This is a genomic window from Acidovorax sp. 62 (genome assembly GCF_002754495.1).
In the GTDB taxonomy this organism is placed as follows: Bacteria; Pseudomonadota; Gammaproteobacteria; order Burkholderiales; family Burkholderiaceae_C; genus Acidovorax.
In genome coordinates, this window is record NZ_PEFJ01000001.1 from 2,390,472 (window position 1) to 2,408,064 (window position 17,593).

General features: G+C 65.6%; 16 protein-coding genes. 6 read left to right on the top strand and 10 right to left on the bottom strand.

The window, feature by feature from the left end; translation table 11 throughout:
- Positions 1 to 3: 3 nt before the first annotated feature.
- From CLU86_RS10760 to CLU86_RS10780, 4 genes are all read right to left on the bottom strand, one after another.
- Positions 4 to 780, bottom strand: a complete 777-nt coding sequence (locus CLU86_RS10760; RefSeq protein ID WP_099741593.1) for a c-type cytochrome — start codon at positions 778 to 780, stop codon at positions 4 to 6.
- Positions 781 to 1,443: 663 nt separating this feature from the next.
- Entirely contained in the window at positions 1,444 to 3,384 is a 1,941-nt protein-coding gene (locus tag CLU86_RS10765; RefSeq protein ID WP_099741594.1) for a bifunctional sugar phosphate isomerase/epimerase/4-hydroxyphenylpyruvate dioxygenase family protein, read from the bottom strand.
- 191 nt (positions 3,385 to 3,575) lie between these two features.
- Complete coding sequence (locus CLU86_RS10775) at positions 3,576 to 4,409, bottom strand: shikimate dehydrogenase (RefSeq protein ID WP_099656018.1); 834 nt, start codon at positions 4,407 to 4,409, stop codon at positions 3,576 to 3,578.
- Entirely contained in the window at positions 4,406 to 5,782 is a 1,377-nt protein-coding gene (locus CLU86_RS10780; RefSeq protein ID WP_199175114.1) for an MFS transporter, read from the bottom strand. Before CLU86_RS10780 ends, CLU86_RS10775 begins: the two co-directional genes overlap by 4 nt.
- 237 nt (positions 5,783 to 6,019) lie before the next feature.
- Here CLU86_RS10780 and CLU86_RS10785 point away from each other — a divergent pair, with 237 nt between their 5' ends.
- Entirely contained in the window at positions 6,020 to 6,757 is a 738-nt protein-coding gene (locus CLU86_RS10785; protein ID WP_158236324.1) for a FadR/GntR family transcriptional regulator, read from the top strand.
- 541 nt (positions 6,758 to 7,298) lie between these two features.
- On the top strand, positions 7,299 to 7,796 hold the full coding sequence (locus CLU86_RS10790; protein WP_143226700.1) for a hypothetical protein: 498 nt from the start codon (positions 7,299 to 7,301) through the stop codon (positions 7,794 to 7,796).
- A gap of 131 nt (positions 7,797 to 7,927) precedes the next feature.
- On the opposite strand, the gene CLU86_RS10795 is transcribed toward CLU86_RS10790, so the two are convergent.
- On the bottom strand, positions 7,928 to 8,647 hold the full coding sequence (locus CLU86_RS10795) for a class I SAM-dependent methyltransferase (protein ID WP_099741598.1): 720 nt from the start codon (positions 8,645 to 8,647) through the stop codon (positions 7,928 to 7,930).
- A 260-nt stretch (positions 8,648 to 8,907) separates the two neighbouring features.
- Here CLU86_RS10795 and CLU86_RS10800 point away from each other — a divergent pair, with 260 nt between their 5' ends.
- The 3 genes from CLU86_RS10800 (at position 8,908) to CLU86_RS10810 (ending at position 11,745) form a co-directional block, all read left to right on the top strand.
- Entirely contained in the window at positions 8,908 to 9,393 is a 486-nt protein-coding gene (locus tag CLU86_RS10800) for an Rrf2 family transcriptional regulator (protein WP_099741599.1), read from the top strand.
- Positions 9,359 to 10,306 carry an NAD(P)/FAD-dependent oxidoreductase gene (locus CLU86_RS10805; protein WP_099741600.1) on the top strand — a complete coding sequence of 316 codons (948 nt, stop codon included), beginning with the start codon at positions 9,359 to 9,361 and terminating at the stop codon, positions 10,304 to 10,306. The genes CLU86_RS10800 and CLU86_RS10805 overlap by 35 nt, the downstream gene beginning before the upstream one ends.
- A 290-nt stretch (positions 10,307 to 10,596) precedes the next feature.
- Entirely contained in the window at positions 10,597 to 11,745 is a 1,149-nt protein-coding gene (locus tag CLU86_RS10810) for a zinc-binding dehydrogenase (protein ID WP_099741601.1), read from the top strand.
- Between the two features lie 328 nt (positions 11,746 to 12,073).
- On the opposite strand, the gene CLU86_RS10815 is transcribed toward CLU86_RS10810, so the two are convergent.
- Genes CLU86_RS10815 through CLU86_RS10825 form a run of 3 tightly spaced genes read right to left on the bottom strand, consistent with a single transcriptional unit; the run spans position 12,074 to position 13,958 of the window.
- Complete coding sequence (locus CLU86_RS10815) at positions 12,074 to 12,733, bottom strand: DsbA family protein (RefSeq protein WP_099741602.1); 660 nt, start codon at positions 12,731 to 12,733, stop codon at positions 12,074 to 12,076.
- A gap of 16 nt (positions 12,734 to 12,749) precedes the next feature.
- Positions 12,750 to 13,043 carry a hypothetical protein gene (locus tag CLU86_RS10820; protein WP_099741603.1) on the bottom strand — a complete coding sequence of 98 codons (294 nt, stop codon included), beginning with the start codon at positions 13,041 to 13,043 and terminating at the stop codon, positions 12,750 to 12,752.
- Positions 13,044 to 13,091: 48 nt separating this feature from the next.
- A complete protein-coding gene (locus tag CLU86_RS10825; protein WP_099741604.1) occupies positions 13,092 to 13,958 on the bottom strand; it encodes an MBL fold metallo-hydrolase in 867 nt (288 codons plus the stop codon).
- Between the two features lie 125 nt (positions 13,959 to 14,083).
- Between CLU86_RS10825 and CLU86_RS10830 the strand changes: the two genes are divergently transcribed.
- Positions 14,084 to 14,977: a LysR family transcriptional regulator gene (locus CLU86_RS10830; protein WP_099741605.1), complete on the top strand. Its 894-nt coding sequence runs from the start codon at positions 14,084 to 14,086 to the stop codon at positions 14,975 to 14,977.
- Between the two features lie 46 nt (positions 14,978 to 15,023).
- On the opposite strand, the gene CLU86_RS10835 is transcribed toward CLU86_RS10830, so the two are convergent.
- Complete coding sequence (locus CLU86_RS10835; protein ID WP_099741606.1) at positions 15,024 to 16,193, bottom strand: mandelate racemase/muconate lactonizing enzyme family protein; 1,170 nt, start codon at positions 16,191 to 16,193, stop codon at positions 15,024 to 15,026.
- A gap of 131 nt (positions 16,194 to 16,324) precedes the next feature.
- Positions 16,325 to 17,284: a tripartite tricarboxylate transporter substrate binding protein gene (locus CLU86_RS10840; RefSeq protein ID WP_099741607.1), complete on the bottom strand. Its 960-nt coding sequence runs from the start codon at positions 17,282 to 17,284 to the stop codon at positions 16,325 to 16,327.
- Positions 17,285 to 17,593 lie beyond the last annotated feature (309 nt).

Genomic DNA, 17,593 nt, shown 5'->3' on the forward strand with positions numbered 1-17,593 from the left:
GTTTCATGGGCGGCCTCCTTCGGCCACACCGCCACAGCGCGCAGGCATGGCTGCGGGCAGGCTGCTGGCAGGCTTGCCATGGCCGGGCACCGGCTGCGCGGCCAGCCAGGCAGACACCGCACTCACATCCTCGGGCGTGAGCTGGCGGGCCACATCGGCCATGCAGTCGGGCGTATGGGCCTTGCGCTGGCCAGTCTTCCAGGCGCCGAGCTGGCTGTTGAGGTAGTCACGCGGCAGGCCCAGCAGGCCGGGGATGGACGGGGTCACCCCCGTCAGGGCCGCACCGTGGCACTGCACGCAGGCCGGAATCTTGCGCGCCGCATCGCCCTGCTGCACCAACGCCTGGCCTTGGGCCCGTTGCGCAGGCGTGCCCTGGGGCGCGGGGGCCGGGGGGTACGGCACGTCCAGCGCCGCAAAGTGGGCGGCCATCTCCCGCAGGTAGTCGTCGCTCAGGTGCTCCAGCAGGTAAGCCATCTGCGGGTAGCTGCGCCGCCCATCGCGGAAGTTGAGCAACTGGTTGGCCAGGTAGCCCGCAGGCTTGCCCGCGATGCGCGGGAAGTAGCCCTCGGGCGTGGCGCGGCCTTCTTTGCCATGGCAGGCGGCGCAGGCCAGCACGCGCGACGCCATGCCTGAGGGCGCAGCAGTTGACGCAGCGGCAGCGGGCACGGGCTGGACGCCAGCGGCATCCGCAGCGCCGGGCGCAGCCCCTGCAGCACTGCAGGCCAGGGCGGCGCCCCACAGCGCCAAGGCGCGCAGCCGGGTGCGAACAAATTCGGTCATGGGGTCGTTGTGTGGAGGCTTGTAGGGGACGGCACAAACACAGAGCAAGGCCTGCGGCCGCCTGCCACTTTACGCGCCCGGCGCACCACCGAACAGGCGCAGTGGTGGCGCAAACAGGCAGAGCAGATGCGTTCCACCCGCCTGCGCGGCAGGGGCGCGGGGCTAGGCCGCGGCTGTGGCCATCTGCCAAGTCACTATCAAATCAATAGCTGCTTGCGCTTATTCTGCAAGCGCTAGCGGTCATTTTTGCCTGATTGGCGACCCGCCTCAGACGCCTTCTCGTCCCCACCCGTTCGGGCTGAGCCTGTCGAAGCCTTGCACGCACGCGGCAAGCCCTGGCTTCGACGGGCTCAGCCCGAACGGATGGAGTGGTATCTGAGGCAAGTAGCTAATCAGGCATTTTTGCTGATGAGGCACCGATCACCGATGGCCCTCACTCCCTCTCCCCTGGTGGGAGAGGGGGTGAAACAGGCGCAGCGCTTGTGCAGCCCCCCTCTCCCCAACCCTCTCCCGCGAGGGGAGAGGGGGCAATCCCCGAGCGCCGCGGCTGGTGCACAGGCTGATGCGCCTCTCTGAGACATCCACCCAATCCAGCATCTCCATGAAAGACGGCCCCTTGCTGCGGCCAGCAAGGCACTGCCGTCCCCACCCTCCCCCAAACCCTCAGCGGCCCGCGTCTGCGTGCTGCGCCTGCTCTTGCGCAGCCATGCGCACGGCGGCGTTCACGGCACCATAGCCGTCGTAGCCGCCTTCGCGCTGCACCACTTCAAAGAAGAAGCGGTCGGCAAAGGGCTCGGTGTAGGCGTGCAAAAAGCGCCCGCCGCCCGGCGACACATCGGCCACGATGTTCAGCGCCTGCATGCGGCGCACCAAGTCCTCGCCCAGGTCCAGGCGGGCCAGCAGGTCGTCGTAGTAATTGGGGCTGATGGGCACCCACTTCACGCCCTGGGCCGTGAGGCGCTGCACGGTGGCAAAGATGTCGTTCGTGGCCAGCGCGATGTGGTGCACGCCGCCGCCCGATCGGCCCGTGGCCCGCACCTGCTGCGCCGTGCGCGTGCGCTGGCTTTTGGAGACATTGAGCACCAGGCGCAGATTGCGCTCGGCATTGGTGAGCGCGCAGCTGCGGATCAGCCCGAACGGGTCGGCCAGCTCCAGGCTCTCGCCCGCACTCAGGCCCAGGATGGACTGGGCAAACAGCGTCCAGGTGTCGAGCTGGTCGTTGGCCAACGCCAGGGCCATGTGGTCCACATGCGTGAGGCCGCACTGCGCAGGCACCGGCGCGCGCGGCACGGGGGCGACGAAGTCGACATCGAGCGTGGAGCCCGCGTGCACAAAGTGCACCACCGCCCCGCCGGGCGAGATGATGGCGGGCAGTTGCAGCTCATTCGGCCCCAGCGGGCTCACGTGCCGGGCCGACAGCAGGGCGGCTGCGCGGTTGGCGGCCTGCACCGGGTCGGGCGCGACCAGGCCCATGGCGCACACCGAGGGGCCCAGCTCGTCAAAGCGCTGGCGCGCCTCCGAGCCCGGCTGGGTGTTGATGACGAACTGGATATCGCCCTGGCAGTACAAATCCACCGCCTTGCTGCGGTGGCGGCCCGTGTGCTCAAAGCCCAGCGCGGTGAAGGTGCTGGCCAGCGCCTGGCCCGTGGGCTCGTCCACACCAAACTCGATGAAGCTGAAGCCGCCCACGGGCTGCACGGCAGGCGGTGCGGCCAGGTCCAGCCGCTGCAGGGCGCGGGTGGCGGCGGGGGCGCGGGCCTCGCTCGATGCGGCCTGCGTACGGGCCGTCAGCCGGTTCTTGCATTCGCTCTCTAAGAACAGCAGCGAGCGCATGGCGTCCAGCGCCGTGCGACGGTTCGGCGTTTCGCGGAACACATCGTTGAAGATTTCGAGCGACAGGTTGCCGGTGTAGCCCGCCAGCAGCGCCTGTTCAAAAAACGTCACCACATCCAGCTGCCCCTGGCCGGGAAAGTTGCGGTGGTGGCGCGCCCACTGGATCACGTCCATGGCCAGCAGCGGTGCGTCAGCCATCTGCACAAAGAAGATGCGCTCACCCGGAATATCGGCAATGCCCATCGGGTCGTCGCGCAGCGACAGGGTGTGGAAGCTGTCCAGAATCAGCCCCAGGTGCGGGTGGTCGGCCTTCTCAACGATGTTCCACGCCTGTTGGTACAGGTTGACCCACTTGCCCCAGGCCAGGGCCTCGTAGCCAATGCGCAGGTTGCGGCGGCTGGCGCGCTCGGCCAGCTCGTGCAGTTGCGCCGCAGCGCGCTCGGCATCGCCCAGCGATGCGGGTGAGGTGTTGGAGCACACCAGCATCAGCGGGCAGCCCAGCTCTTGCATCACGTCGAACTTGCGCTCGGCACGGTCCAGGCTGCGGCGAAACAGGTCGTCGGGCATGCCTTCAAAGTCGCGAAACGGCTGGTACAGGTCAATGCCCAGGCCCAGGTCGGCCGCCTGCTGGCGCAGCTCGCGCGCGCTGCCGGTGAAGCTGATGAAGTCGGGCTCAAACAGCTCAATGCCATCAAACCGCGCAGCGGCAATGGCTTCGAGCTTCTGGCGCAGGGTTCCGCTCAGGGAAACGGTGGCAATGGATCGGCGCATAGGTAAAGCTCTATTCAGCAACAAAGTCTTCAAGCAAAAAGGCGGGTCTCGTGCTAAGCAGTGAGTAGCGCGCTACCTCGGCAACTGGCGCGCCACCCAGCGCAGGACGGCCAGCAAGGGCCGCCCCGCAGCAAAGGCCGTCGTCCCCCGAGGGGGAAGGCGCGAAGCGACTCAGGGGGCATATCAATACTTCAATACTTGATGCGCGCCACGGCGCGCAGCTCATCGGCCGTGGCGGTGCCATAGCCAAAGAATTCCAGGTAGGCCGGAATCATCTCGAACAGCATGTCGGTGCCCACCTGCACACCGCAGCCCTTGGCCAGCGCGGCTTGCAGCAGCGGCGTGTATTCGGTCTTCATCACCACCTCGCCCACCATGGCACCAGCGTCGATGCGCGCCACATCAAAGGGCAGCGGGTCGCCCTCCTTCATGCCCAGCGGCGTGGCGTTCACCACCACGTCAAAACCCGCCGGGTCGTTCGATCCCGTCTGCACCACCAGCTGCGGGTAGTGGGCGCGCAGGCGCTCGGCCAGGCCTTCGGCGCTGGCGGCATAGGTGTCATACAGGCTGATGTGGGCCACGCCTTCGGCCGCCAAAGAGGCCGCGATGGCCGAGCCCACGCCGCCCGCGCCCGACACGATCACACGCGCCCCGCGCAGCGTGCGCCCCTTGCGCAGCAGCCCCCGCACAAAGCCCGCGCCATCAAACTGGTCGCCCAGCCAGGTGCCATCGGGCCGCAGCAGCAGCGCGTTGCAGGCACCGGCAATGCGGGCCGTGGGCGTGACTTCGTCGGCCAGCGACAAGGTGGTGACCTTGTGCGGCATGGTCACCAAGGCGCCCTTGAGGTTGGTAAAGCGCGAGAGCGCGGCCAGCGTGGCGGTGTAGTCATCGGGCTTGACGCCCATGGGCACCACCACCGCATCAATACCCTGCTTTTCAAACCAGGGGTTGTAGATCATCGGGGCCTTGAACGACTCCGTGGGGTAGCCCAGGTGGGCGATGAGTGCGGTTTTGCCGGAGATCATGCGGTTTGTGCCCCACGTTGCGAAGATTTGGTTGGGGCAGCCGATGCGGCGCCGTACTTGCCCAGCTGTGCCATGGGCACACGATAGGTTTCACGCGCGGTGAAGGCCGAGATGGCCGACACCACCGCAGCGCCCGTGGTGAACGCCGCCACCGGAATCCAGCCCGTGGGGCCGGTGCCCAAAATGGCCGCGCTGATGGTGGGCGCAAAGCCACCCAAGGCAAAGCCCAGCTGCGTGCCAATGGCCATGCCGGACAGGCGCACGCGGGTGTCAAACATCTCGCCATACAGGGCGGGCCACACACCGTTGGCGGCGCTGTACACCACGCCCGACAGCAAAATGCCCAGCGCAAAAATCAGCGGAATATTGGCCGTGCTCAGCGCCCACATGTAGGGCCAGATCAGCGCGGCAGAGCCCAGGGCACCCAGGATGAACACCGGGCGGCGGCCAATGCGGTCTGACAGCGTGGCCCACAGCGGGATGGCGCCCAGCGCCACCAGGTTGGCCAGCACCAGCACCGTGAGCATGGTGGCGCGCGGGATGTGGATGGTGTTGACCGCATACGACAGCGTGAACACGCTGAAGATGGTGCTGACCACCGACACCAGCGCGGCAAACACCACACGCAGCACCTGGGCCTTGTGCTGGGTGAACAGCTCTACCACCGGCAACTTGGCCTTGCCCTTGGCTTGGGCGTCTTCTTCAAAAGCGGGCGTCTCAGGCAAGGTGCGGCGCACCCAAAAGCCCACCGCCACCACCACTGCACTCAGCAAAAACGGAATGCGCCAGCCCCAGGCCAGCAACTGGTCCTCAGGCAAAGCCGAGATGGGAATAAACACCAACGTGGCCAAGATGAGCCCCGCCTGCGTGCCCGACAGCGTGAAGCTGGTGAAGAAGGCGCGGCGGTGGTCGGGCGCATGCTCCAGCGTCATCGAATTGGCACCGGCCTGCTCGCCCGCCGCCGAGACACCTTGCAGCAAGCGCATCACCACCAGCAGCGCAGGCGCGGCAAAACCAATCTGGTCATACGTGGGCAGCACGCCAATCATGAAGGTCGAAAAGCCCATGAGCAGCAGCGTGAGCGTGAGCACCTTCTTGCGCCCAAACTTGTCGCCAATGTGCCCCAGCAGCACCGCCCCCAGGGGCCGGGTGATGTAGGCCACGCCAAACGTGGCAAACGCCGCCACGTTGGCCAGTTGCGGGTCAATCGACGGAAAGAACAGCTTGCCGAACACCAGCGCAGCGGCCGTGCCGTAGATGAAGAAGTCGTAGTACTCGACAGCACTGCCAATCCAGCTGGCGAGGGCCGCCTTGCGTGGGTTGTGGCTGGCGGTGCCAGCCGCTGAGGCTGACCTGGAAACATTGGAAGTCATGCACATCCGGCGCAGAAAAGCGCCCTGTTTTGTCAAAGTGCATGCAATGTACTAACTAGTACGTTATTCAATGACTAGGATAAACCCTAGGTGATTTGCACCGTGTCTGACGAAGGTCATTGCACCAAGCCACCGGCTGATGGCATGCGCCCGGTGGCATCTACAACGGCGCTCACAGCCAGGGCGGGTGCAGCGCAGAAGCACTCGCCCGCCCCAGCTCAAACTCAGTGGGCCTGGATGTTGTGCTCCTTCACCAGCTTGCCCCAGCGCTGGGTCTCGGTCTGCATCCAGTCGGTGATCTGCTGGCGGCGCACACACGAACTGGTGGGCCTGCTGGGCACGCCCGGCTACGAAGCACGCGCCCGACTGCCTGGCGAAACCGTCTTGTCCCAGCGCCTGGGCGTGTCGCGCCCGGTGCTGCGCCAGGCGCTGGCCCGGCTGCGGGATGAGGGGCGCATTCACACGCGCAAAGGCTCAGGCAACTTTGTGGCCGACGTCATGCCCCAGGGCGAACGGCTGTCGTTTGGCACGCTCAGCAACATCCCCGACATCCGGGCGTTTTTGGAATTTCGCTGCGGCATGGAGGGCGAAACCGCCGCCCGGGCCGCCCAGGTGCGCACCGATGCGCAAATGGCCCACATCCACCACTGCCGCGAGCGCTTTGAGGCCGCACTGCACGCGGGGCAAGACGCCATGGAGGAAGACATCGCCTTCCACGAAGCCATTGCCTTGGCCTGCGGCAACCGCTTCTTCAGCATGACCATGGCCGCCCTGGCGCCGCAAATCCGCTTTAGCATCGGCCTGGTGCGCAGCCTGGCCGGTCGCCCCAAGGGCGAACGCCTGGCCGATGTGTGTCGGGAGCATGCGGCCATCGAGCAGGCCATTGCGCAGCAAGATGCGGCAGCAGCCAGACAGGCGGCGGAGTCGCATTTGCAGGGGGGGATTGCGCGGTTGTTTGGGGGGGTGAAGTGGTGAGGCAGACTCCCGCGCTCGAACTTAGACTGCAGACCTTCTCCAAGAAGGATCCGCGTCAAGCACTTCCCGCAGTTTTTGCGAGATGCATCGCGTTGACGCATCACTCAGATGAATCGACCATTCGACTTTGAAGGGCTGTTTACGCTCTGTACTTCACACGGTGCCGTGACCTCGGGCTATCGACCCCAGCACGCTCTGCACGAAAACTATCAAAGTAGCGGGATGCACACGTATCCGTCACAGGGCTTCGTTCATCCAGGGGAGACAGCGGCGGTTGAAGTGCACTTGATCTCGCCCGAGACTTACCCCCATTGTCTTTGGGAAGGCCGAACCTTGCAGGTATTGGAGGGTTCTTGCATCGTTGGAACTCTGGAAGTCACTCGTATCGTTACCGAAAGTCTTCGCGTTGACTCAGAGAAATATCAATCCCGCTGGGCCGAGCCCGTGGAGTTGCGGGGGCGCCCGTGAGCTTCAACCTATCATTGCGGCGAACCAGTGCCAGCCAAGCAGGCTGGGTTGCTGAATTTCTACGCTAGATTGCATGCGTCGCCTCAGTAAGCTCTTCATTTCGTCATCTGTCGCATTGGCCGCGATGCTTCCTGGTGCTTCGTCTTCAGAGTCGAAGATCATCACAATGGAGCTTCTCCAGTTGAGCGATGTGCATACCACCATCCAGCTCTACAAACACGACTTCAAGGGGTTGCCAAGCGATCTTGATCAGCTCTACGAACGAGGCCAGATCCTAGTCCCTCCCAGAGACCATTGGGGGCATCCTTACGTGTACAGCCGGATTGAAGGTCTCCCCGGCTATGTGCTGTATTCGAAGGGAAAAGACGGCATCGACCAGAGGGGCGGCGGCGATGACATAGTTGGCACGGAGAAGCAATACACCTGCGAGGACTATGGCGTCAACTGCTTCTGGTCAGCACCACTGGTTAATGGAGCCGTCATGCTGCTTCTCCTAGCCGCATTGACTTGGGTCATATGCCGCGGGTGGCATCTTCTGCAGCGAGGGCGATGGAAACGAGATGCAATCTAGCGGGCAGATGCCTTCGGCGTCCACTGACATTGCTGGGTCCTAGCGCAAGGCAACGATTGGCTCTATGTTGAACGTTCGCTTGGAAGAGCTGCCACCGAGTGCTCTTGGCCGAACTCAGTTTCTCATCCTGATCATGCACACCCCACCCACCCCCTGAACGCAAACCCCATATAAAACATCCGCACGTCACTGAACCCCGCCTCGCGCAAAAACGCCTCGTCCTGCTGCGGTGTCAGCACCTCCAACTCCGCAGCCACCTTGTCTCGCGCTCTGGCAGCATGCTCTGGCGGCACGCCAGACGCCACCTGAAACGCGGCATAGCGCGACAGCCACAGATCGCGCTCCCCTGCCCCGCCCTCGCCGTCAGCGCCCTCCCCGTCAGGCACGCTCAAATGCGCCACCACCAACGGTGCACCGGGTTTTAGGCGCTGGCGGATTTCTTTCAGCATCGGCACACGCTCCTCGCGCGACACGAAGTGGCACGTCAGCAGGCAGGTTGCGCCGTCGAACGGCCCGGCGGGCGCGCTGTCCACATAGCCGTGGTGCAACGCCACGCGGTCGCCGGGCACGCCCGCGCTCTGCAGCCGCTGCGCCGCCAAGTCCAGCATGGGCTGGCTGGGGTCCACGCCGTCGAAGCGCCAGCCGGGTTGCGCCAGCGCCATGTCTTCCAGCTCCAGCCCGCCGCCCGCGCCCACCACCAGCACGCGGCCGTCTGCCGGCACGCACTCGGCCAGCAGGATGCGCGACATGCGCAGCAGGCTGTCGTAGCCGGGCACGTTGCGGCGGGGGCCTTCGGCGTAGCGGGCGACGGCGGCGGGGTCGGTGAAGGGGGATGCCGTGGTTTGGGTCATGGTGTGCGGTGGGTTGTGGCGGGTATGGCGCTTGGGCTGCGCTTGGCCTGCGGGTTTGACCGGCGGTGCATGGCTTCGACGGGCTCAGCCCGAACGGGCGGGGTGCGCGGGGTATGCGGCGCGTGGCATGAGAATTTGAGCCAAATTGGCCTCTAGCGCTTATGCGATAAGCGCTGGCAGCTATCAATTCAGTAGTTCACTGTCCGTCTGCCAGCGCAGTTTCCAGACCCATGCTAGCATCACGCAACTTTTAATGTTGCATGAAACGAGATAGCCGACTTTCCAACGTTCTCCACGCGCTGCTGCACATGGCAGAGATGGAGGGGCCCGCCACTTCAGAGGCGATGGCGAAGGCAATGCAGACCAACCCGGTGGTGGCGCGCCGCCTGATGGCGGGGCTGCGGTACGCGGGGTTTGTGTCGTCGGCCAAGGGGCATGGCGGCGGGTGGGTGCTGTCGTGCCCGCTGGCAGACATCACGCTGCGCGACATCTACGAGGCGCTGGGCGCGCCCACGCTGCTGGCGGTGGGCAACCGGGTCGAGAGCCCCGGCTGCATCGTCGAACAGGCGGTAAACCGCGCGCTGACCGATGCCTACCAAGCCGCAGAAGAAGCGCTGCTGGCGCGGCTGGGCGCGGTGACGCTGGCGCAACTGTCGGCCGAGTTTCATGAACGCATGGTGGCTGGGTGCCACGGCCACAAGGAGATTGCCCATGGCAACGACAACAACGACCCCAACAACGTATGACGTGATCGTGGTGGGCGGCAGCTTTGCGGGCCTGTCGGCCGCGATGCAGCTAGCACGTGCACGGCGGCGGGTGTGCGTGGTGGACGCGGGCCAGCCGCGCAACCGGTTTGCGGCGGCGTCGCATGGCTTTTTTGGGCAAGACGGCGAGCCGCCGCTGGCGATGATTGCGCAGGCGCGGCGCAAGCTGGCAGCCTACCCCTCGGTAACGTTTGTGCAGGGCACGGTGGTGTCGGCCACCGCTGCAGCCCACAGCGGCCAGGACTTTGCCGTGGCGCTGCAAGGTGGCGAACAACTGGCTGCGCGCAAGCTGGTGTTGGCCTTTGGTGTGCAGGATGGTTTGCCCGAGATTGCGGGCCTGCGCGAGCGCTGGGGTGCCACGGTTTTGCACTGCCCCTATTGCCACGGCTACGAGTTTGCGGGCCAGCGGCTGGGCGTGCTGTACCACTCGCCGCAGTCGGGCATGCACGCGCAGCTGATTGCCGACTGGGGGCCGACCACCCTCTTCCTGAACGGCGAGACGACGCTGGACAGCGCCGAGCACGAGCGACTGCTGGCGCTGGGCATTGCCATTGAGCCTGCGCACATGGCGGCACTGGAGGGCCCAGACCAAGCGCTGACGGGCGTGCGCCTGCAAGCGACCGAGGGCGAAGATGCGCGTGTGGTGCCACTGGCTGCGCTGTACGTGGCCAGCGCCACCCGCCCCGCCAGCCCGCTGGCCGAGCAGTTGGGCTGCGCATTCGACGAAGGCCCCATGGGCCCGTATGTGCGCACCGATGCCAACAAGATGACCACCGTGCCCGGCGTGTACGCCGCTGGCGACCTGACGCTGATGCGCCACAACGCCACGCTGGCGTCGGCTGAGGGTGTGCTGGCAGGCACAGGGGCGCACCAGGCGCTGGTGTTTGGGGTGTGACTGCCGCGTCACAGGCCATGAGGCGCGCGCCCACCTGACGCGGCTCGCGCTGAGCCTGTTGACTCGCCATGCAAGGCTTCGACAGGCTGCGCCCGAACGGGTGTGGAGAGTCAAGAAGGCTGACTCGCGCACCGCAGCGGCCTTGCCCGGCTGCCGCAGCGGCACCACAGTGAGCCTTGTGCGGCAAGGCACTTGCGCGACCGTGCTTGCGGCGCAGCCAAGTTGTAATGCGCAGTACCCAGCCGCGCCGTTGAACGAATGGCGCCCCGTCTTTTCACCGAAAGCGAGCCATGACCACCACCACTGCCATTCCCACCACCGCCCTGCAACTGCGCTCCCTCGTCCAGCCCGATGGCACGCTGCAGATCAGCCTGGAGCCCACGCCCGTGCCCACACCAGGGCCGGACGAGGTGCTGATCCAGGTGCAGGCCACGCCCATCAACCCGTCGGACATTGGCCTGCTGCTGGGCCCGGCCGATTTGTCTACCGTGCAGGTCACCGGCACGGCAGAGCGGCCTGTGGCCACGGCCCGCATCCCTGAGCGCGCCATGCCCAACATGGCGGCGCGCCTGGGCCAGAGCATGCCGGTGGGCAACGAGGGCGCAGGGCTGGTGGTGGCGGCGGGTGCATCGCCCGCCGCGCAGGCGCTGCTGGGGCGCACGGTGGCGGTGATTGGCGGGGCCATGTATTCGCAATACCGTGCCATGCCCGCAGCGCAGTGCCTGGTGCTGCCGCACGGCACCACGGCGGCAGAAGGCGCATCGTGCTTTGTGAACCCGCTCACGGCCCTGGGCATGGTGGAGACGATGAAGCGCGAAGGCCACACGGCGCTGGTGCACACCGCTGCGGCCAGCAACCTGGGGCAGATGCTGAACAAGGTGTGCCAGAAGGACGGCATTGGCCTGGTGAACATTGTGCGCAAGCCCGAGCAGGCTGCGCTGCTGCGCGGCATAGGTGCCCAGCATGTGTGCGACAGCAGTGCGCCCACCTTCATAGCCGACCTGACGGATGCACTGGCCGCCACGGGCGCCACCATTGCGTTTGATGCCACGGGCGGCGGCACGCTGGCCGGGCAGATCCTGCAGTGCATGGAGGCGGCCATCAACCGCACGGCCAAGGAATACAGCCGCTACGGATCGGCGGTGCACAAGCAGGTGTACCTGTATGGCCACCTGGACACGCGGCCCACCGAAGTGCACCGCACCTTTGGCATGGCCTGGGGCATGGGCGGGTGGCTGCTGTTTCCGTTTTTGCACAAGATGGGCGAAGAGGCTGCCCAGGCGCTGCGTGCGCGTGTGGCAGCGGAGCTGAAGACCACGTTTGCCAGCCACTACGCACGCACGGTGTCGCTGGCGGGTGCACTGAGCGCCGAGGCGATTGCCTTTTATGGCCCGCGCAACACGGGGGCCAAGGTGTTGATTGATCCGTCGATGGGGTGAGCCAGCGCGAAGGCCATCCTGCAGACTCGCGTTGAACCATTCCCTCCCGTTCGGACTGAGCCTGTCGATGCCTCGCGCCGCGCTTCGACAAGCTCAGCGTGAACGGGCTTTGATGAACCCACTTTGGCAATCATTCAACACCGTTCGGGGTGAGCTTGTCGACGCCCTGCGCGGCGCGTCGACAGGGTCAGCGTGAATGGGTTTGATGAACCCACTTTCGCGATCACTCAACACCGTTCGGGCTGAGCTTGTCGAAGCCCTGCGCGGCGCTTCGGCAGGCTCAGCGTGAACGGTTCTTGGTGTTTAAAAGTGGCGCGCTGCGCTGCCTTCAAGCCGCAGCCGCACGCACCAGCGCCACCAACTGCTCGCGCGCCCCTAGCAGCGCATCGCCGCCCAGCAGCTGCAGCGCCCCGCCCTTCCCTGCAACCACCAACTGCGGCACGCCGCGCGCACCCACGGCGCGCAGCATGGCCTGGGCGGTGGCCGTGCGTTCGGCGGTGGCGCGCTGCAATGCGGTGTCTGGGGCAAGGGCCAAATCAGCCGCTTCTTGCAGTCCAGTGGCTCGCAACACGTCAGCGATCACTGCGGGGTCGGTGTTGTCGCGGCCATCCACATAGCGGGCGTGCTGCAGGGCATGCAGCGCATCCAGCTCGCGCTCGGGCGCGGTCTGGGCCACAGCGGTCAGGGCCAGCGTGGCGGGGCCGGAGTCAAAACGGCCATTCGCAGCACCCAGGATGCGATCGCGGTAGGCCTGCGTAAAGGGCTGGCCCGTGAGCTGCTGGATGCGTTGGTCGTTGGCCCAGGCGTAGGCGGCAAATTGCGCGTCCATGGGCCGGGCGCCCGCGCCTGCAAACAGGCCGGTGGGTGCGAGTGCCACATCGATACCCTCCACGCCCTGCAGGTACTGGAGCGCAGGTGCAGCGGCATAGCACCAGCCGCACAGGGGGTCGAACAGGTAGGTCACCGTGACGGTGGGCATGGAAGTCATGGATGAAAGTCTCTCTTTAAATGTGAGGCGGCGTGGAGGCAGACGGCGCCGCTGCTGGTGCGGAGGATGCGGCCAGCGCGGCCTCCAACGCCGCAATTTCTTCGGCCAGCGTGCCCCGGCTGCGGAAGTGGCGGGCGGCGCGGTCGTACCAGTTTTCGGCGTCTTCTAAGTCACCCTCTTGCAGGTGCAGGATGCCGTGCAACCACGCGCCCAGCATGGAGCCGTCGTGCTGCACCAGATCGTGCGCCGCGTTCCAGCGCCCGGCGTGCAAGTGCTGCAGGACTTGCTGGAGGGGGTGCGTTGCGGTCACGGTCTGGTTCCTTTCAAACGGTGGGCTGGGGCAGCATTGGCCTCGCGCTTACCACTTCATCTCACCCTTGTTCACCTTGGCGCCAATGTCCAGCGACAGGCCCATGGGGGCGGCGGGGTAGGCCTTTTTCATCGCGTCGATGAGTTCGACGCTGGTCTTGGTGGCGGCGGCATTCTTCTCAAACGTTTGCAGGTAGCCCTTGGTGTAGGTCACGTTGCTCACGTCCAGCGCTGTGCCTGCGGGCATGTGGCCTGGCACCACCACGGTGGGCTGCAGGGCGGCCATTTCGTCCAGCTGGGCCACCCAGGCGCTGCGTTCGGCCACGGTCTGGGTGTCGGCTGTCCACACATGCATGTTGGTGCCGAACACGCCGATGTTGCCCACCACGGCCTTGATCGATGGAATCCAGGCGTAGGGGCGGTGCGCCAGTGCGCCTGTGGTGCCACGAATCTCCACCGTCTGGCCGTCCACCGTGAGGGTGTTACCGCTCAGGGCCTTGGGCAGCACGGGCGTGCGTGGTGCATTGGCGCCCATCTTGGGGCCCCAGAAGCCGAGCTTGCCTGCCAGCTTGGCGTTGATCTTCTCCAGCACGGCGGGGGTGGTCACCACCTCGGCTTTGGGGAAGATTTCCTTGATGGTCTCCACGCCAAAGTAGTAGTCAGGGTCGGCCTGGCTCACGTAGATGGTCTTGAGTTCCTTGCCGCTGTCGAGCACGTTGGCAGCAATGCGCAGCGCGTCGGCACGGGTAAAGCCTGCGTCAATGACCATGGCTTCCTTCTCGCCATAGACCAGGGTCGAGTTCACGTTGAAGCTGTTGCCGTCGGCGTTGTAGACCTTGACTTGCAGGGGCTGGGCGGCCTGGGCGCCGGCAAAAGCCAGGGACAGGGTGGCGGCGATGAGGGTGGTGCGGAACATGGCGGTTTCTCCAGAATTTGAGGGGGTTGCGTCGATCACAGGATGCAGTTTATTTGCACCAATCGATCTAATAAACACCATAAAATGCGCAAACTTGTTTCACAAATCGATCAAATAAACACCCTATGGACCGCCTGACCGCCATGCGCGTGTTTGCTGAAGTGGCCACCAGTGGCAGCTTCAGCGCCACGGCCAACAAGCTCGATATGTCGCGCGCCATGGTCACGCGCTATGTGAGCGAGATGGAGCAGTGGCTGCAGGCCCGCCTGCTGCAGCGCACCACCCGCAGCGTGACGCTGACCGATGCGGGCGAGCTGGCCCTGCGCCGCTGCCAGCAGATGCTGGCACTGAGCGAAGACCTGGAAGAAGAAACCGCCACCACCGCCGAGGGCGAGCTGCGCGGCCAGCTGCGGCTGACCTGCAGCGTGTCGTTTGCGTTTGCGCAGATGGGTGCGGCGATTGCCGATTTTCTGGCCCAGCACCCGCAGCTCAAGATTGATCTGGATGCCAGCGAAGGCTCGCTGAACCTAGTGGAGCGGCGCATCGACCTGGCCATCCGCATCAGCGCCGAGCCCGATCCACTCCTCATCGGTCGACCGCTGGCGCAGTGCACATCGGCCCTGGTCGCATCGCCCACCTACCTGGCCGCGCACGGCACGCCGCAGCAGCCCGCCGACTTGGCCCAGCACCGCTGCCTGAGCTATGCCAACTTTGGCAAAAGCGTGTGGCAGCTTACGCAGGGTGATGTGGTGGAGCGGGTAGGCGTGTCAGGCCACTTCAGCGCCAACGAGGCCACCACGCTGATGCGTGCGGCGCTGGCGGGCGGCGGCATTGCGCTGCAGCCAACCTACCTCGTCAACCCGCACCTGCACAGCGGCGAGCTGCAGGCCGTGTTGCCGGGCTGGGATTTGCCGGTGATGACGATTTATGCGCTGTACCCCTCGCGCAGGCACCTGTCGCCCGCCGTGCGGGCGCTGCTGGACTTTTTGGTGCAGCGGTTTGCCCAGGTGCCGTGGTAGCGCACCGGCGCCCCCCCAATAGCAGCCACTAACACACGGGCGGGCTTCAGCCTTTGGCGCCTACTTCGCAAGACTCGCGCACCCAGGCACGGGCCTGGTCGCTTAGCGAGATGCCCAGGCCCGGGCGCTGGGGCACCAGCATGCGGCCATTGGCGATCTCGATGCGCTCGTTGAACAGCGGCTCAAGCCACTCAAAGTGCTCTACCCAGGGCTCTTTGGGGTAGGCCGCCGCCAGGTGCACGTGCAGCTCCATCGCAAAGTGGGGGGCCAGCATCAGGCCAGCGTCTTCGGCCTTGGCAGCGATCTTGAGAAAGGGCGTGATGCCGCCTACGCGCGGGCCATCGGGCATCAGGTAGTCGGCCGCCTTGTGGCGGATCAGGTCGCCATGCTCGGCCGCGCTGGTCAGCATCTCGCCGGTGGCAATGGGGGTGTCGAACTGCAGTGCCAGCGCGGCGTGGCCTTCGTGGTCGTAGGCGTCCAGCGGCTCTTCGATCCAGACCAGATTGAACTGCTCGAAGGTGCGGCACATGCGCTGGGCGGTGGGCCGGTCCCATTGCTGGTTGGCATCGACCATGATGGGCACCGCATCGCCCAGGTGCTTACGCACGGCCTCCACCCGGTGCACATCCAGCGCGCCGTCGGGCTGGCCCACCTTGAGCTTGATGCCGCCAATGCCCCGGCCGATGGAGTGCGATGCGTTGACCAGCAACTCCTCCAGCGGCGTGTGCAAAAAGCCGCCCGAGGTGTTGTAGCAGCGGACCGAGTCGCGGTGCGAACCCAGCAGCTTGGCCAGCGACAGGCCCGCACGCTTGGCCTTCAGGTCCCACAGCGCCACATCAAAGGCACCAATGGCCTGCGTGGACAGGCCACTGCGCCCCACCGAGGCACCGGCCCAGCACAGCTTGTCCCACAGCTTGGCGATGTCGCTGGGGTCTTCGCCGATCAGCACCGGGGCGATCTCGCGCGCATGCGCAAACTGCCCGGGCCCGCCCGCGCGCTTGGAATAGCTGAACCCCAGGCCCTGGTGGCCCTGCGCGGTTTGCACCTCCACAAACAGCATGGCGATTTCGGTCATGGGCTTTTGGCGGCCCGTCAGCACCTTGGCATCGCTGATGGGCTGGGCCAGCGGCAGGTAGCACGACGACACGCGCAGCCAAGTGATACGGTCGCCCGGGGCAGCGGCGGCAGAAGCGAGAGGGGAAGAAGCAGTCGTCACGGCGAGTCTTTCAAAACAACAATAAGGAACAGGAAGCAGAACGGGGCTGGCGGGAAGCGGAGCGCACGGGGAATACAGCGGCGGGCCAAATCGCCCACAGGCCTGCCCGCCGCCCTGCCCCACGGCGTGCCTCAGTCGAGCGAAATCTTTCCGGCCTCGATCACCCGCTTCCAACGCGCAGACTCGGCTTGCTGGAAGGCCGCGAACTGCGCCGGGGTGTTGACCACCATCTCAAAACCGATGGAGACAAACTGCTCGCGCACGGCGGGGTGGTTCAGCGCCTCGGCCACGGCGGCATAGGCGCTATCGCGGATGGCCGGGGGCAAGCCCTTGGGCGCCACCACGGCTTGCCAGGAGGTGACTTCGACGTTCTTCACGCCCGCCTCGGCCAGCGTCGGCACATCGGGCAGCACGGGCGAGCGCTGGGCGCTGGTGATGGCCAGCGCACGCATGCGGCCGTTCTTCACGTACTGCACGACGGCGTTGATGTTCTGGAACGACGCATCCACCTGCCCGCCGATCAAATCGGTGTGTGCGGGGGCGCCGCCTTTGTAGGGAATGTGCACCCCGCTCGTTCCCGTCTGCTGCCAGAACAGCTCTGCCGTCAGGTGGTCGCTACTGCCGCTGCCCGCCGAGGCAAAGCTCATCTTCCCGGGATGGGCCTTGGCAAAGGCGATGACATCGGCCACGGACTTGTGGGGCGAGTTGGCGGGCACCACCAGCACGTTGGGCGATTGCACCGCCACGGTGATGAGGTCAAAGTCCTTGAGCGGGTCGTACTGCAAACCCTTGAGCAAATGCGGCGTGATCGCCAGTGGGCCGAGGGAGCTGACCAGAAAGGTGTAGCCATCGGGCGCCGCCCGCTTCACAAACGTGGCGCCAATCGTGCCCGTGGCCCCGGCCCGGTTGTCCACCACCACCGATTGTTTCCACCGCTCGCTCAGCCGCGTGCTCAGGGCCCGGGCCACCTGGTCGGTAGAACCCCCGGGCGGGAACGGCACCACCAGCGTCACCGGCTTGTCGGGCCACGCCTGCGCATGGCACGCCATCGCGCTGCAGGCCAGGGCGGTCACCGCCAAAACGTTTTTCATCCATTGCATTGCTTGTCTCCTGATTGAAGGCTGTGCCGGCGGCGGGATGGGTCTCGGTGCGAGGCGGGCGACCGGGTTCATTTCTTTGAAAATGACAACGTTGTCATTTTTAAACGAAGAATAAAACCCATCACACAGCTCCCAAAACGCTCCGCTTCTACCCACATTTCAGCCCATTGAGTGATTGCACTGACTCGGTTGAAACCAGTCAGCCGCAGCAATGATAACGTTGTCATTTTTAAAATGTCAACCCTGCAAGACGGCGTGACAAGTGCCGGGCATGACCGACAATCCCACCCGGGCAGCGTG